This is a genomic window from Lentzea sp. NPDC092896 (assembly GCF_044754905.1).
Lineage (GTDB): Bacteria > Actinomycetota > Actinomycetes > Mycobacteriales > Pseudonocardiaceae > Lentzea.
Window position 1 is genome coordinate 1,079,893 of the sequence record NZ_JBIVPX010000001.1, and the last position, 14,336, is coordinate 1,094,228.

Here is a 14,336-nt window from a genome sequence, read left to right on the forward strand (position 1 = left end):
ATGATCACTTGAGGTCGCCCTCGTAGGCGACTTCGTTGTTCTCGTCACGGACGACCACGTGCAGGCGTCCGGGCTCGAGCGGATCGTCAGGCTTCCTGAGGTCTTCGCGCCCGTCCTTGAGGGGGACGTTCGCCAGGAAGAAACCGTCCGCCAGTTCGGCGGTGACAGCGGGACCGTCGCGGTCCGACACTTCGACGGTTCCGGTGCAGCGGCCGACGCGCCCGATGACGGTGTACTGCCCGACGGACAGAATCGCAGCGCCGTGGTTGATCACATCGCTCGGTGCCTGTGTGATCAGGTACGGCTCGTCGGGTTCTTCCTGCACCTCGTCGATGATCGAGAAGGGCTTGGCCGCGGTTGTGCTGTAGAAGTAGCAGTACCCGAACTCCGCGTCGCCGCGGCGAGCGAGAAGCGCACCGTTCCACTCCTCGACTCCCGTCGCGATGACGGGTTCCCACTTGTCCAGCCGTTCGGCATGCACCCCGGTCTCTTCCCACGCTCGGTCTGTGCACTTGGCGAGGATGTTCACCAGCGACTTCTGGTCGGGGTCGCCGCTCTCGAAGCTCGCCTTGACTGCCGCGGAGTGCGCGCTGAGCGGCGGCGTCTTCTCGGGGCGATCGTCGAAGAACAGCGTCGGTGTCGAGTCGTGCACGCCCCAGATCTCGATGATGAAGAAGTTCGGGGTGACCACGCTGTCGTTGAAGGCTTCAGGATCCAGGGCGGGCTCCAACTGCGGGTGGTTGTTGACCCGGTCCCTCCTCGCGGTGGTCGTGCCCTTAGGCGGCACACCGGCGATGATCCTGTTCGAGCGGTAGGTGATCGACCCGTCCTGCAACGCGACGGGCTTGAAGCGCCGCTCCGCGACCATGGCCCTGGAACGGGTGAGCTCGCAGAAGCGGCCGTCCGTGCCGTGCAGGACCTTGCGCAGGTCGAAGACGGCCATCTCGGTGGACTGCCAGTTCTGGTCTTCCAGCGCGACGCGGCATCGTGTCAGGTCCTGCTCGGAGGGGGTGACGACGCGCACGTGGCCAGGGCTGACCTGGTGGCTGGACGACTGCGTGACGACCACACCGCCCGCGATGAGGAGCGTCACCCCCGCGGCGACCGCGAGAGGTGCGCGGCTGCGGCGCGTGCGGACGGCGAGGGACTCGGCGAAGTCCGGGCGCATGCGCTCCTTGACGTCGGCGGGGAGTTCACGGCGGGCTGGCAGGTCGAAGGCCATCACTCCACCTCCAGGGTGTCGTAGGAGAGTTGCTTGCGCAGGCGGGCGCGGGCACGCGAGATGCGGGACCGGACGCTCACCTCGGCGACCCCCAGGGCCTCGGCGGCCTGCGCGATGGGCAGTTCGCCGAACAGCACGAGCTCCACGGCCTCGCGTTCGGCACGGGGAAGGCGTTCGACCGCTTCCAGGACCTCGCGCAACCGGGCCTCGTGGTCGAGTGACGCCGCGACGTCGTCGGCGTGGTCGCGCTGCACGTCGTCGCGTGGCACGCGATGCAGCAGCCGGGTGAACCGCGCTTTGCGGCGGAACTCCGAGCGAGCCAGGAAACCGGCGACCGTGAACAGCCATGGCAGCGCGCTGTCCCGGACGAGTGTCATCTCGGCGCGCCGCCGCCACGCGGTCATGAACGTCGCCGACGTCAGGTCCTCCGCCGTCGACCACGACGCGGTCAGCCGGTAAGCGTGGTTCCACACCGCCTCGGCGTAGCGGTCGTAGAGTTCGCTGAACGCGTGCTCGTCGCCGCGGGTCCACAGTTCGGCGTCCGACGGGGCGTCGTCGCGCACGCCGGCCGCCCCCTCCCAGATCGGTCGCATCAGCCTCATGACCCGAAGGTGTCCACCTTCCGGCCGAGTGTTGCACCCGATCTTCCTACCTCGGGCCGACACAGCCTCGATACTCCGGGCCGATGTGAGCTGACCTGCACGAACGGCACAGTTGACACCATGACGACGACCACTGCCACCAGCGCCCCCGCAGCCCACATCGACTTCCACGCGCTGTTGCGCCCCGTGCTGACGGCGCTGCGCTTCACCGGCCACTTCGTCGTGGCGCTGGTGAGCGTGATCTTCCTCGGCAGCGCGTCCGAGCACTGACCGCGCTCCTCGTAGACTGGCCTCCAGTCCACACGAGGAGCATTGCGTGACCGTCCAACCCATCCGCCTGTTCGGCGACCCAGTGCTGCGCACCGCGGCCACCGAGGTCACCGACTTCGACAAGGAACTGCGCACCCTGGTCAAGGACCTGTGGGACACGATGCAGGACGCCGGCGGAGCGGGACTCGCCGCGCCTCAGCTCGGTGTTGGACTGCGCGTGTTCACGTACCACTGCGACGGTTTCGCGGGGCACCTCATCAATCCCACGTGGGACGTGGTCGGTGAGGAGATGCAGGACGGCTCGGAAGGCTGCCTGTCGATCCCCGGCATGTCGTGGGACTGCAAGCGCCACCTGCACGTGGTGGCCAAGGGCTGGAACATGCACGGAGAGCCCGTCGAGGTCGAAGGCACCGAGACGCTGGCCCGTTGCATCCAGCACGAGTCGGACCACCTCGACGGAGTGCTGTTCCTCGACCGCCTCGACGCCGACACCCGCAAGCAGGCCATGCGGGAAATCCGGCAGTCCGAGTGGTTCGACGGTACGGTCCCCACCTTGAAGCAGAGCCCGCACCCACTCTTCGGCAGGTCCAGCTGACCATGCGACTCGTGTTCGCCGGTACGCCCGAGGTCGCACTGCCCTCGCTGCGCGCCCTCATCGACTCCTCCCGCCACGACGTCGTCGCCGTGGTCACCCGCCCCGACGCCCCTTCCGGCCGAGGCCGCAGGCTCGAGCGCTCCCCGGTCGGCGCGCTCGCCGACGAGCACGGCATCGAGGTCCTCACCCCGGCCAAGGCGGGTGAGCCCGAGTTCCTGGAGCGCCTGCGCGCGCTGGAACCCGACCTCTGCCCGGTCGTCGCCTACGGCAACCTCCTTCCGCAACGGACGCTCGACGTCCCCAAGTTCGGCTGGGTCAACCTCCACTTCTCCGTGCTGCCCGCGTGGCGCGGCGCCGCGCCGGTGCAGGCCTCCGTGCGCAACGGCGACGACATCACGGGCGCCTCGACGTTCCGCATCGTGAGGGAACTCGACGCGGGCCCGGTGTTCGGCGTGGTGACCGAGAAGGTGCGCGACCGCGACACCTCCGGCGACCTGCTGACCCGGTTGTCCCTCTCCGGAGCCGACCTGTTGCTGTCCACTGTGGACGGCATCGAGGACGGCACCCTGCGCGCGGTCGACCAGCCCGACGACGGCGTCACCTACGCCGCGAAGATCTCCGTCGAGGACGCGCGCCTCGACTTCACCACGCCCGCCACGGCCGTCGACCGCCTGGCGCGCGCCGTGACACCGGAGCCAGGCGCGTGGGCCGAGTTCCGGGGAGAGCGGCTCAAGCTCGGCCCCGTTACGCCGGTCGCCGACGTGACGCTGCCGGCCGGCGAGGTGCTCGTCGAGCGCAAACGCGTGCTCGTGGGCACCGCCACCACCGCCGTGGTCCTCGGTGAGGTCCAGGCGCAGGGCAAGAAGCGCATGGCCGCCACCGACTGGGCGCGCGGCGTGCGGATCGAATCAGGGGAGCGCATCGCATGACGTGCTCCCGGACGAGCTCGGCAGGCGTCGCCTGTGAGCGGCAGGACAGGACCGTGGCGCGCGTGACCCGCGCCGCCGCAGGGGAGCCAGAGACAGTGGAGTACAACGCATGACCGGCCACCCGCGAGGCGCTTCCAAGCCTTCCCGCCCGAGCAGGCCCCACCCGCCGAAGCGGCGCACCGGACCCGCACGGCCACCCGTGGAGGATCCGGCACGCCTCGCCGCGCTGGAGACCCTGCGCGCCGTGCGGCAACGTGACGCGTACGCGAACCTGGTGCTGCCGCAGATGCTGCGCGACCGCCGCATCACCGGCCGTGATGCCGCGCTCGCCACCGAACTCACCTACGGCGCGTCCCGGGCCCAGGGCCTGCTCGACGCCGTCATCGAGGCGTGCTCGGACCGCCCGCTGTCCGAAGTGGACGGCTCGGCGCTCGACGCGTTGCGGCTGGGCACGTACCAGCTGCTGCGCACCCGGATCCCGTCCCACGCCGCGGTCGCCTCGACCGTCGACCTCGTGCGGGGCGAGCTCGGGTCCGGCATCGCCGGCTTCGTCAACGCCGTCCTGCGCCGGGTGGCCGAGCAGGACGAGGCCGCCTGGGTCGACGAGCTCGCACCGGACCCGGACACCGACCCGATCGGCAACCTGGCCTTCACCCACGCCCACCCGCGCTGGATCGCGCAGGCGTTCGCGGAGGCCCTCGGCAGCCGCGAGGAACCGCTGAAGCTGGCTCTCGCGGCGGACGACGCGCGCCCGGCCGTGCACCTGGTGGCACGTCCCGGCGAGGTGAGCGCCGACGAGCTCGCCGCCATCACCGGCGGCGACGTGGCGCCGTACTCGCCCTACGGCGTGCACCTGGAGCCTGGAGCGGGCGACCCGGGCGATCTCGAGCCCGTCCGGGAACGCCTCGCCAACGTCCAGGACGAGGGCAGCCAGCTGTGCGCCCTGGCCCTGACGCGCGCGCCGCTCCAGGGCGGTGACAACGGGGGTACGGACGACCGCTGGCTGGACCTCTGCGCGGGCCCCGGCGGCAAGGCCGCCCTGCTGGCCGCGCTGGTCGGCATCGAGGGCGGCGAACTGATCGCCGTCGAGAAGGCGCCCCACCGCGCCGAGCTCGTGCGCAAGCTCACCTCAGGCCTGCCGGTCACCGTGGAGGTGGCCGACGGCCTCGAGACCGGCTTCGTCGAAGGAGCGTTCGACCGTGTGCTGGTCGATGCGCCCTGCACCGGTCTCGGTGCGCTGCGCAGGCGCCCGGAGGCGCGGTGGAGGCGCCAGCCCGCCGACGTCGGCACGCTCACGAAGCTGCAGCGTGAGCTGCTCACCGAGGCGTTGCGGCTGGTGCGGCCTGGCGGCGTCGTGGCTTATGTCGTGTGCTCACCTCATCTCTCCGAGACCGTAGGGGTGGTGACGGACGTCGCGCAGCGCACCGGGGTCGAAGTGCTGGACACGCGGGAGTTCTTCCCGGGAGTTCCGGACCTCGGGGAAGGCCCGCACGTTCAGCTGTGGCCCCATCTGCACGGCACCGACGCGATGTTCTGCGCGGTGCTGCGACGCCCTGTTTGAGCGCTCGTGAAGGACGCTAGCGACGGGGTCCGACAGTGCCGGGCGGGCGAGGGCGGTTAATGGGCGAGGGAGAGCCCAGCGGTAACACGGTGGGTGACGTTCGTGGCGGCGTCACCCAATTCCGTGATGTCCACGGCGACGTGCACATCGGTCGACCTGGCGTCGGTCGGTGGCGCAGGGTGAGCTGGGGAGCTGCAGGTGTCCTGATCGTGTTGGCTGTGTTCCTGATCGTGTTGCGGGAACGTGATCGCGAGATCGTCGTGCCGAACCAGGCGGGCGACGCACCGCGGCTGACGATCGCGACGGCCCTCGACGCTCCGTGCGGCTACGAGGTTGTCGACGGGGACGGACACGCCGCAGGCACCGTGGTCACGGTCACCGGTCAGAACGAGAGCACCGCCGAGGTCGTCGTCACGGGCATCCGCGCTGAGCTCAGATCGTCTTCTGCAGCAACGGTTCGCGCGGTGCCGAACCGCCGGGCCGGATGCCCTGGCGACCCGATCAGTCCGCGTGACTTCGTGGTTGACCTCGATGAACCGATGCCTCGGCTGGCAGCGGCTCCGCCACGAACCAGACGGGGATCGGACGCCGCGCCGACGACATTTCCCTACCGGGTCGTGCGGGGTGAGCCCGAAGTGTTCTCGATCGAGCTGTCGACAGGTGACTGCGACTGCCGCGTCGCGCTCGTGGTGGAGTGGGTGGCGAACGGTGAACGGCGGTCGACGACGGCTGGTGACTTCCGTGTTGTTCCCCGATGACCGTCTCGCCAGGCCACCGAACCTAAGATCGTCCACATGACACGTGGGCTGCTCGGACTGGTCGCAAGCGGCTGCGGAGGCGTCGAAGGCTGGTTCCGCACCGAGCTGGCCGAGCCCGCCGCGCAACGGGGGTGGCGGTTGGCCATCACGTTCACCCCGGCCGTCGCCCCGTGGTTCGAGGAAGCCGGCGAACTGGACAAGCTGCAGGCGCTGACCGACCTCCCGATCCGCTGGGAACCGCGGATGCCGAGCCAGCCCAAGCCCTACCCCACGCCCGACGCGTTCATCTTCGCCCCCGCCAGCGCGAACTCGGTGGCCAAGCTGGCCCTGGGCATCGGCGACAACCAGGCGCTCACCGCGTTGAACGAGGCCATCGGCGTGGAGGGCTGCAAGGTCGTCGTCCTGCCCCAGGCCAACGCGGACAAGCGGCGTCACCCCATGTGGGAGACGCACGTCACGACGCTCACCAATGCGGGTGTCGTAGTGGTCACCGACGAGCCTCCCGGCAGGCTGCTCGACCTGCTGGACACCTAGACTTCACCCTTGTGGTCCACACGCCGATGATCGCCCCCAGCATCCTGTCCGCCGACTTCGCGCGCCTCGCCGACGAGCTCGCCGCGGTGCCCACCTCGGACTGGATCCACGTCGACGTCATGGACAACCACTTCGTGCCGAACCTGACGCTCGGCCTGCCGGTGGTGAAGTCACTGCTCAAGGTGACCGACATTCCGATCGACTGCCACCTCATGATCGAGGACCCCGACCGCTGGGCCATCGGCTACGCGGAAGCGGGCGCGTACAACGTGACCGTGCACGTCGAGGCGGCCGACGACCCCATCGCGCTGGCCAAGAACCTCAAGGCCGCCGGGGCCAAGGCGGGGCTGAGCATCAAGCCCGGCACCCCGCTGGAGCCGTACGTCGACGTGCTGAAGCACTACGACACGCTGCTCGTGATGTCGGTCGAGCCGGGCTTCGGCGGCCAGAGCTTCATGGCCGGCGTGCTGGACAAGGTGCGCCAGGCCCGTCGGCTCGTCGACACCGGCCACCTCAAGCTGGTCGTGGAGATCGACGGCGGCATCAACGCCGACACGATCGAACAGGCCGCGGAGGCCGGCGTGGACTGCTTCGTCGCCGGGTCCGCCGTGTACGACGCCGCCGACCCCGGCAAGGCCGTCGAGGCGTTGCGCGCCCAGGCGGCCGGCGCTCAGGGAATCAGGACCACGTGACGCCTGAGGACGCGATGGCGCTCGCCATCGCGGAGAGCGAACGGGTGCGGGGCATCACCAGCCCCAACCCACCCGTCGGGTGCGTCATCCTCGACGAGAACGGCGACGCGGCGGGGTTCGGCGGCACGCAACCGGTCGGCGGTCCGCACGCCGAGGTCATGGCGCTGAAGGAAGCGGGCACGAAGGCACGCGGCGGCACGGCCGTTGTCACTCTCGAGCCGTGTTCGCACCACGGACGCACGCCGCCGTGCGCCGAAGCGCTCATCGAAGCCGGCATCAAGCACGTCATCCACGCGGTCAGCGACCCGAACCCGAGGGCGGCGGGCGGCGCGAACCGGTTGAAAGACGCCGGGATCACCGTCGAGAGCGGACTCCTCGCGACCGAGGTCAGCCGCGGCCCCCTCAGGGCGTGGCTGCACTACGCGCGCACGGGTCGTCCGCACGTCACGTGGAAGTACGCGGCCTCGCTGGACGGCCGGATCGCGGCGAGCGACGGCACCAGCCAGTGGATCAGCTCGGAGGTCTCCCGCAAGGAGGTCCACGAGATGCGCGCGAAGCTCGACGCGATCATCGTCGGCAGCGGTACGGTCCGGAAGGACGACCCCGCGCTGACGGCCAGGGACGCCGATGGAATGCCGTTGGCCCGCCAGCCGTTGCCGGTGGTCGTGGGCATGAGCGACCTGCCGGTCGGGGCGAAGCTCCAGGACACCGCGCTGCACCTGCGCACGCACCACCCGGACGACGTGCTGACCGCACTCGCCGAGCAGGGGGTGGTCGACGTGCTGCTGGAGGGCGGACCGACGCTGGCCGGCGCGTTCTGGCGCGCGGGCAGGATCGACCGCGTGCTCGCCTACATCGCGCCGGTGCTGCTCGGGGACGGTCCCGCGGCGGTGCTGGGAGCGGGCGTGTCAACCATCACGGACGCTGTCCGGTTGACCGTGCAAGACGTCACCATGAGCGGGCCGGACGTGCGGATCAGCGCGGTTCCGGAAAATTAGGAGGAGCGGTGTTCACCGGGATCGTCGAGGAACTCGGCCACGTCGTAGCGACGGAGGACCTGCCGGACGCGGCACGGATCCGCATCGCCGGGCCGATCGTCACCAGCGACGCGAAGCACGGCGACTCCATCGCGGTGAACGGCGTCTGCCTCACCGTCGTGGAGGTGCGGGACGACTCCTTCACCGCCGACGTGATGCGCGAGACCCTCCTGCGCAGCAGCCTCGCGAAGGTCGCCGAGGGTGACCGGGTCAACCTGGAGCGCGCGGCCGCGGTCGGCCAGCGCCTCGGTGGCCACATCGTGCAAGGCCACGTCGACGGCACCGGCACGATTCTCGCGAGGGAGAAGGCCGAGCACTGGGAGATCGTCCACATCGGACTCCCGCCGACCTTGGCCCGTTATGTCGTGGAGAAGGGCTCCATCACGGTCGACGGAGTCTCGCTGACGGTCGTGACCGTCTCCGAGGACCAGTTCACCGTGAGCCTGATCCCGACGACCCTTGAACTCACCACGCTCGGGCGTCGCACGCCCGGCGACGTGGTGAACCTGGAGGTCGACGTGCTGGCGAAGTACGTTGAACGACTGGCGATCCCGCACCTGCGGGCCATCGCGGGCGAGGAGGCCCAGTGAGCACCGACTTCGCCGAGATCGAGCGCGCGATCAAGGACATCGCCGCCGGACGGCCCGTGGTCGTGGTCGACGACGAGGACCGCGAGAACGAGGGCGACCTGATCTTCGCCGCCGAGAAGGCCACGCCAGAACTGATCGCGTTCATGGTCCGCTACACGTCCGGGTACATCTGCGTGCCGCTGACCGAGGACGACTGCGAGCGCCTCGACCTGCCGCCGATGTTCCACACGAACCAGGACGCGCGCGGCACCGCGTACACGGTCACGGTCGACGCGCGTGAGGGTGTCAGCACCGGCATCTCGGCCGCCGACCGCGCCCGCACGATCCGGTTGCTCGCCGACCCGACCTCGAAGTCCACCGACTTCAACCGGCCCGGCCACGTCGTGCCGTTGCGCGCCAAGTCGGGCGGTGTGCTGCGCCGTCCCGGTCACACCGAGGCGGCCGTCGACCTGGCGCGGCTGGCCGGGTTGTCGCCCGCGGGTGTGCTCTGCGAGATCGTGTCGCAGAAGGACGAGGGCGACATGGCCCGCCGCGACGAACTGGAGGTCTTCGCGGCCGACCACGACCTCGCGATCATCACGATCGCCGACCTCATCGCGTACCGCCGCCGGGTCGAGACCCAGGTCGCCCGCGCCGCCGAGGCCCGCATCCCGACCGCGCACGGCGTGTTCACCGCGTTCGGTTACGACAGTCTGCTCGACGGCATCGAGCACGTCGCGCTCGTGTACGGCGAGATCGGCGACGGCGAGGACGTGCTGGTGCGCGTGCACTCCGAGTGCCTCACCGGCGACGTCTTCGGCTCGCTGCGGTGCGACTGCGGCCCGCAGCTCGACGCGGCGCTGGAAGCCGTTGCGGCACAAGGCCGTGGCGTCGTGCTGTACATGCGCGGTCACGAGGGCCGTGGCATCGGCCTGATGCACAAGCTGCAGGCCTACCAGCTGCAGGACCAGGGCGCGGACACCGTGGACGCGAACCTGGTGCAGGGCCTGCCCGCCGACGCACGCGACTACGGCACGGGCGCGCAGATCCTCGTGGACCTCGGCATCAAGTCCATGCGACTGCTGACGAACAACCCGGCCAAGCGCGTCGGTCTGGAGGCCGGATACGGTCTGCGGGTGCTCGACCGGGTGCCGCTGCCGATCTCCCCGAACCCGGAGAACCTCCGGTACCTGCGCACCAAGCGCGACCGGATGGGCCACGAACTGCACCAGCTCGAGCAGTACGAGACCGTTGTTTCCGCTACGGAGGACCAGGAATGAGCGGCGAGGGCCGTCCGGACCAGACCAGGCTCGACGGCAAGGGCCTGAGCGTCGCGATCGCGGCGACGCGCTGGCACACCAAGATCACCGACCAGCTCGTCGAGCGCGCCCTCAAGGCCGCGCAGGACGCCGGGTGCGTCGACACGACCGTGGTGCGCGTGGCGGGAGCGATCGAGCTTCCCGTCGTGGTGCAGGAACTCGCGCGTCACCACGACGCCGTGGTCGCGCTGGGCGTGGTCATCCGCGGTGGCACGCCGCACTTCGAGTACGTGTGCGACTCGGTGACGGACGGGCTCACGCGCGTCGCGCTGGACGAGTCGACGCCGGTCGGCAACGGCGTGCTGACGACCAACACCGAGGAGCAGGCGCTGGCCCGCGCGGGTCTGCCGGACTCGGTGGAGGACAAGGGATACGAGGCGACCGTCGCCGCGATCGACACGGCACTGGTGCTGCGCGGCCTGCGTCAGCCCTGGACCGAGCGGGGATTCGAGTGATGACGTCCATCGTGTTGCGTCCCAAGAAGATCCGCCGCGTCGCGTGGGCGTGCGCGGTCGGTCTCGTCGTGGTGTTCACGATCGTGGGGCTGCTGCTGGGCAACACCCCGACCGGCGTGATCTTCCGGACGTCCGACCAGGTCGCCATGATCCTGCTGGGCTTCCTGCTGGCAGGCGGTGTGCTGCTGCTGACCCGTCCCCGCGTCACCGCCGACGCCGCGGGTGTCGACGTGCGCAACGTCGTGACGTCCCACCACTACGACTGGAACGACGTGCTGTCGGTCAGCTTCCCGGACGGCGCCGCGTGGGCCCGTCTGGAGCTGCCGGAGGACGAGTACATCTCGGTGATGGCCGTGCAGGCCGTGGACCGCGAGTACGCCGTGTCGTCCGTGCGCGCGTTGCGTGAACTGCACAAGGCTGCGCGCGTTTAGACCCACAGACCGAGGATCGCGCCCGCGAGCGTGAGTCCGACGACGTGATAGCCCGCTCCGATGGCCGCGAAGGTGATCGGGGCGGGCTTCGTCATGTCGTAGGCGCCCGTCACGAACCGGACCGGCAGTGCGATGCCTATACCGACGACGAGCCCGAGCAGGATGCCTTCCATGATGTTGTCGGTGCTCGACGCGTTGCCGATCATCGCGGTCGCGAGCGTGATGACGAAGCAGGTCAGCAAGGGGATGGCGTAGACGGCCGCGCTCTGGTTCTCCGGAGGGCTCAGGTCCTGGCCGGACGCGTGTTGGTAGGCCCTGCCGAAGGCGTACTCCGCGTACCAGACCATGCCCAGCGCGAAGTAGGCGATCGTGGCCACGATGACGGCTAACCAGTTGAGGTCGCCGAGCACGGTCAAGCTCATGTGGGGTCTCCCGCGGTGATCAGGGTGACTTGGCATCGCGGGGTGCGCGCCCACCGTTACGAGTGCATCAACGGCGAAAGGGCCGCTCACCCAGCGGTGAGCGGCCCTTTCGTCAGGGGTGACTAGCTGCGGACCATCTTGCGCAGCACGTACTGCATGATGCCGCCGTTGCGGTAGTAGTCGGCCTCACCGGGCGTGTCGATGCGGACGACCGCGTCGAACTCGACCTTCGAGCCGTCCGTCTTCGTGGCGACGACGTGCACCGTCGACGGCGTGGTGCCGTTGTTCAGCTCCGTGACGCCGGTGAAGTCGAACGTCTCGGTGCCGTCGAGGCCCAGCGACGACGCGGTGTCGCCCGCCGGGTACTGCAGCGGCAGCACGCCCATGCCGATGAGGTTCGAGCGGTGGATGCGCTCGTAGGACTCGGCGATGACGGCGCGGACGCCGAGCAGCGAGGTGCCCTTGGCCGCCCAGTCGCGCGACGAACCGGAGCCGTACTCCTTGCCCGCCAGCACGACCAGCGGAACGCCGGCCTCCGCGTACGACACGGACGCGTCGTAGATGGTGGTCTGCGGGGCGCCGTCGGCCAGGAAGTCGCGGGTGAAGCCGCCCTGGACGTCGTCGAGCAGCAGGTTGCGCAGGCGGATGTTCGCGAACGTGCCGCGGATCATCACCTCGTGGTTGCCGCGGCGGGAGCCGTAGGAGTTGAAGTCCTTGCGCTCCACGCCGTGCTCGGTCAGGTACTTGCCCGCGGGCGAGTCGGCCTTGATCGAACCGGCGGGGGAGATGTGGTCCGTGGTGACCGAGTCGCCCAGCAGCGCGAGCACGCGGGCGCCCGAGATGTCGGTGACCGGCTTCGGCTCCATCTCCATGCCCTCGAAGTACGGGGGCTTGCGCACGTAGGTGGACTGCGCGTCCCACTCGAACGTGTTGCCGGTCGGCGTGGGAAGCGACTGCCAGCGCTCGTCACCGGAGAACACGTTCGTGTAGCCCTTGGTGAAGCCCTCCGCGGAGATCGAGGTCGAGATGACCTCGGCGATCTCGGCCGGGGTCGGCCAGATCTCCGACAGGTACACCGGCTTGCCCTCGGGGTCGTACGCGAGCGGCTCGGTGGTGATGTCCTTGTCCATCGAACCGGCCAGCGCGTACGCCACGACCAGCGGCGGCGACGCGAGGTAGTTCATCTTGATGTCCGGGTTGATCCGGCCCTCGAAGTTGCGGTTGCCGGACAGCACCGAGACGACCGCGAGGTCGCCTTCCTGCACGCCGGCCGAGATCTCCTCCTGCAGCGGGCCCGAGTTGCCGATGCAGGTGGTGCAGCCGTAGCCGACCAGGTGGAAGCCGAGCTTCTCCAGGTACGGCATGAGGCCGGCGCGCTCGTAGTAGTCCATGACGACCTTCGAGCCCGGCGCCAGGGTCGTCTTGACCCACGGCTTGCGCTCGAGACCGCGCTCGACGGCCTTCTTCGCGAGAAGGGCCGCGCCGAGCATCACGGACGGGTTCGAGGTGTTGGTGCACGACGTGATCGCGGCGATCGCGACGGCGCCGTGGTCCAGCTCGAACTCGTTGCCGTCGAGGGAGACCTTGACCGGCTTCGACACACGGCCGGTCGCGCCCTCGGCAGCCGACTGGAACACCTTCGGCGCGCCCGAGCCGTTGCCACCCTCGTGGATGGCGGCCGGGTCGCTCGCCGGGAAGGACTCGTCGACGGCCTCGTCCACACCGGACAGCTCCGCGGACTCGGTGTGCGCGACGTAGGCGCCCAGAGCCTGGCGGAACGACTCCTTGGCGTTGGTCAGCTCGATGCGGTCCTGCGGGCGCTTCGGGCCGGCGATGGACGGGACGACCGTCGCCAGGTCCAGCTCCAGCGTCTCGGAGAACACCGGCTCGCGGGACGCGTCGTGCCAGAGGCCCTGCTCCTTGGCGTAGGCCTCGACGAGCGCGATCTGCTCCTCGGAACGGCCGGTCAGGCGCAGGTAGTCGATGGTCTCGCCGTCGATCGGGAAGATGCCGACCGTGGAGCCGAACTCCGGCGACATGTTGCCGATCGTGGCGCGGTTCGCGAGCGGCACGGCGCTGACGCCCTCGCCGTAGAACTCGACGAACTTGCCGACGACGCCCTGCTTGCGCAGCATCTCGGTGATCGTGAGCACCAGGTCGGTGGCGGTGGCGCCGGGGGGCAGCTCGCCGGACAGCTTGAAGCCGACGACGCGCGGGATCAGCATGGAGACCGGCTGGCCGAGCATCGCGGCCTCGGCCTCGATGCCGCCGACGCCCCAGCCCAGCACGCCGATGCCGTTGACCATGGTGGTGTGCGAGTCGGTGCCCACGAGGGTGTCCGGGTACGCCTGGCCGTTGCGGACCATCACGACGCGCGCGAGGTGCTCGATGTTGACCTGGTGCACGATGCCGGTGCCGGGCGGGACGACCTTGAACTCGTCGAACGCCGTCTGGCCCCAGCGCAGGAACTGGTAGCGCTCGCGGTTGCGCTCGTACTCCAGGTCGACGTTCAGCTCGAACGCGTCCGGGCGGCCGAAGATGTCGGCGATGACCGAGTGGTCGATCACGAGCTCGGCGGGCGCGAGCGGGTTCACCTTCTCGGCGTCGCCGCCGAGCTGGGTGACGGCCTCGCGCATGGTGGCGAGGTCGACGACGCAGGGCACACCGGTGAAGTCCTGCATCACGACGCGGGCCGGCGTGAACTGGATCTCGGTGCTCGGCTCGGCGGCCGGGTCCCAGTTGGCGAGAGCGCGCACGTGGTCGGCGGTGATGTTCGCGCCGTCCTCGGTCCGCAGCAGGTTCTCCAGCAGGATCTTCAGGCTGAACGGCAGACGCTCGGCGCCCTCCACGGCGCTCAGCCGGAACACCTCGTACGAGGCGTCGCCGACGTTGAGCGTGCCGCGGGCGCCGAAGCTGTCCTTGCTAGCTGGTGCAGTCACG

General features: G+C 69.8%; 16 protein-coding genes. 12 read left to right on the forward strand and 4 right to left on the reverse strand.

Features of this window, described 5'->3' with window-relative positions; translation table 11 throughout:
- Positions 1–4: 4 nt before the first annotated feature.
- Positions 5–1,222, reverse strand: coding sequence for a hypothetical protein (locus ACIQF0_RS04725; protein WP_401024459.1), 1,218 nt, complete (start codon positions 1,220–1,222; stop codon positions 5–7).
- Positions 1,222–1,824 (reverse strand): RNA polymerase sigma factor, encoded by a 603-nt coding sequence (locus tag ACIQF0_RS04730; RefSeq protein ID WP_401024460.1) that lies wholly within the window; start codon positions 1,822–1,824, stop codon positions 1,222–1,224. The genes ACIQF0_RS04725 and ACIQF0_RS04730 overlap by 1 nt, the downstream gene beginning before the upstream one ends.
- Positions 1,825–1,944: 120 nt before the next feature.
- On the opposite strand from ACIQF0_RS04730, the gene ACIQF0_RS04735 reads away from it, so the two are divergent.
- The 12 genes from ACIQF0_RS04735 (at position 1,945) to ACIQF0_RS04790 (ending at position 10,974) form a co-directional block, all read left to right on the forward strand.
- The gene (locus tag ACIQF0_RS04735) at positions 1,945–2,094 is read left to right on the forward strand and encodes a hypothetical protein (protein WP_401024464.1); all 150 of its coding nucleotides are present in this window, start codon (positions 1,945–1,947) and stop codon (positions 2,092–2,094) included.
- A 46-nt stretch (positions 2,095–2,140) separates the two neighbouring features.
- Entirely contained in the window at positions 2,141–2,689 is a 549-nt protein-coding gene (gene def, locus ACIQF0_RS04740) for a peptide deformylase (RefSeq protein WP_360032806.1), read from the forward strand.
- A 2-nt stretch (positions 2,690–2,691) separates the two neighbouring features.
- Positions 2,692–3,618, forward strand: a complete 927-nt coding sequence (fmt, locus tag ACIQF0_RS04745; protein WP_401024466.1) for a methionyl-tRNA formyltransferase — start codon at positions 2,692–2,694, stop codon at positions 3,616–3,618.
- Positions 3,619–3,727: 109 nt separating this feature from the next.
- Complete coding sequence (locus tag ACIQF0_RS04750; RefSeq protein WP_360032812.1) at positions 3,728–5,179, forward strand: RsmB/NOP family class I SAM-dependent RNA methyltransferase; 1,452 nt, start codon at positions 3,728–3,730, stop codon at positions 5,177–5,179.
- Between the two features lie 209 nt (positions 5,180–5,388).
- A complete protein-coding gene (locus ACIQF0_RS04755; RefSeq protein ID WP_401024468.1) occupies positions 5,389–5,937 on the forward strand; it encodes a hypothetical protein in 549 nt (182 codons plus the stop codon).
- A 36-nt stretch (positions 5,938–5,973) separates the two neighbouring features.
- Positions 5,974–6,471: a flavoprotein gene (locus ACIQF0_RS04760; protein ID WP_401024471.1), complete on the forward strand. Its 498-nt coding sequence runs from the start codon at positions 5,974–5,976 to the stop codon at positions 6,469–6,471.
- Between the two features lie 26 nt (positions 6,472–6,497).
- Positions 6,498–7,163 carry a ribulose-phosphate 3-epimerase gene (gene rpe, locus ACIQF0_RS04765; protein WP_360032818.1) on the forward strand — a complete coding sequence of 222 codons (666 nt, stop codon included), beginning with the start codon at positions 6,498–6,500 and terminating at the stop codon, positions 7,161–7,163.
- Between the two features lie 14 nt (positions 7,164–7,177).
- Positions 7,178–8,161, forward strand: a complete 984-nt coding sequence (ribD, locus tag ACIQF0_RS04770; RefSeq protein ID WP_401027697.1) for a bifunctional diaminohydroxyphosphoribosylaminopyrimidine deaminase/5-amino-6-(5-phosphoribosylamino)uracil reductase RibD — start codon at positions 7,178–7,180, stop codon at positions 8,159–8,161.
- A gap of 8 nt (positions 8,162–8,169) precedes the next feature.
- The gene (locus ACIQF0_RS04775; protein WP_401024475.1) at positions 8,170–8,790 is read left to right on the forward strand and encodes a riboflavin synthase; all 621 of its coding nucleotides are present in this window, start codon (positions 8,170–8,172) and stop codon (positions 8,788–8,790) included.
- The gene (locus ACIQF0_RS04780; RefSeq protein WP_401024477.1) at positions 8,787–10,049 is read left to right on the forward strand and encodes a bifunctional 3,4-dihydroxy-2-butanone-4-phosphate synthase/GTP cyclohydrolase II; all 1,263 of its coding nucleotides are present in this window, start codon (positions 8,787–8,789) and stop codon (positions 10,047–10,049) included. Before ACIQF0_RS04775 ends, ACIQF0_RS04780 begins: the two co-directional genes overlap by 4 nt.
- Complete coding sequence (ribH, locus tag ACIQF0_RS04785) at positions 10,046–10,543, forward strand: 6,7-dimethyl-8-ribityllumazine synthase (RefSeq protein WP_401024480.1); 498 nt, start codon at positions 10,046–10,048, stop codon at positions 10,541–10,543. Before ACIQF0_RS04780 ends, ribH begins: the two co-directional genes overlap by 4 nt.
- Positions 10,543–10,974, forward strand: a complete 432-nt coding sequence (locus ACIQF0_RS04790) for a PH domain-containing protein (protein ID WP_360032827.1) — start codon at positions 10,543–10,545, stop codon at positions 10,972–10,974. Before ribH ends, ACIQF0_RS04790 begins: the two co-directional genes overlap by 1 nt.
- Here the strand turns inward: ACIQF0_RS04790 and ACIQF0_RS04795 are convergent.
- On the reverse strand, positions 10,971–11,396 hold the full coding sequence (locus ACIQF0_RS04795; RefSeq protein WP_401024484.1) for a DUF1761 domain-containing protein: 426 nt from the start codon (positions 11,394–11,396) through the stop codon (positions 10,971–10,973). The genes ACIQF0_RS04790 and ACIQF0_RS04795 overlap by 4 nt on opposite strands.
- Before the next feature lie 122 nt (positions 11,397–11,518).
- A complete protein-coding gene (locus tag ACIQF0_RS04800; RefSeq protein ID WP_360032833.1) occupies positions 11,519–14,335 on the reverse strand; it encodes an aconitate hydratase in 2,817 nt (938 codons plus the stop codon).
- Position 14,336: the final 1 nt, after the last annotated feature.

What these genes read in the sequence shown, in the direction of transcription:
- ACIQF0_RS04725 (WP_401024459.1), bottom strand. Translation starts at nt 1,222, where the DNA reads ATGGCCTTCGACCTGCCAGCCCGCCGTGAACTCCCCGCCGACGTCAAG.
- ACIQF0_RS04730 (WP_401024460.1), bottom strand. Translation starts at nt 1,824, where the DNA reads ATGAGGCTGATGCGACCGATCTGGGAGGGGGCGGCCGGCGTGCGCGAC.
- ACIQF0_RS04735 (WP_401024464.1), top strand. Translation starts at nt 1,945, where the DNA reads ATGACGACGACCACTGCCACCAGCGCCCCCGCAGCCCACATCGACTTC.
- fmt (WP_401024466.1), top strand. Translation starts at nt 2,692, where the DNA reads ATGCGACTCGTGTTCGCCGGTACGCCCGAGGTCGCACTGCCCTCGCTG.
- ACIQF0_RS04750 (WP_360032812.1), top strand. Translation starts at nt 3,728, where the DNA reads ATGACCGGCCACCCGCGAGGCGCTTCCAAGCCTTCCCGCCCGAGCAGG.
- ACIQF0_RS04760 (WP_401024471.1), top strand. Translation starts at nt 5,974, where the DNA reads ATGACACGTGGGCTGCTCGGACTGGTCGCAAGCGGCTGCGGAGGCGTC.
- rpe (WP_360032818.1), top strand. Translation starts at nt 6,498, where the DNA reads ATGATCGCCCCCAGCATCCTGTCCGCCGACTTCGCGCGCCTCGCCGAC.
- ribD (WP_401027697.1), top strand. Translation starts at nt 7,178, where the DNA reads ATGGCGCTCGCCATCGCGGAGAGCGAACGGGTGCGGGGCATCACCAGC.
- ribH (WP_401024480.1), top strand. Translation starts at nt 10,046, where the DNA reads ATGAGCGGCGAGGGCCGTCCGGACCAGACCAGGCTCGACGGCAAGGGC.
- ACIQF0_RS04790 (WP_360032827.1), top strand. Translation starts at nt 10,543, where the DNA reads ATGACGTCCATCGTGTTGCGTCCCAAGAAGATCCGCCGCGTCGCGTGG.
- ACIQF0_RS04795 (WP_401024484.1), bottom strand. Translation starts at nt 11,396, where the DNA reads ATGAGCTTGACCGTGCTCGGCGACCTCAACTGGTTAGCCGTCATCGTG.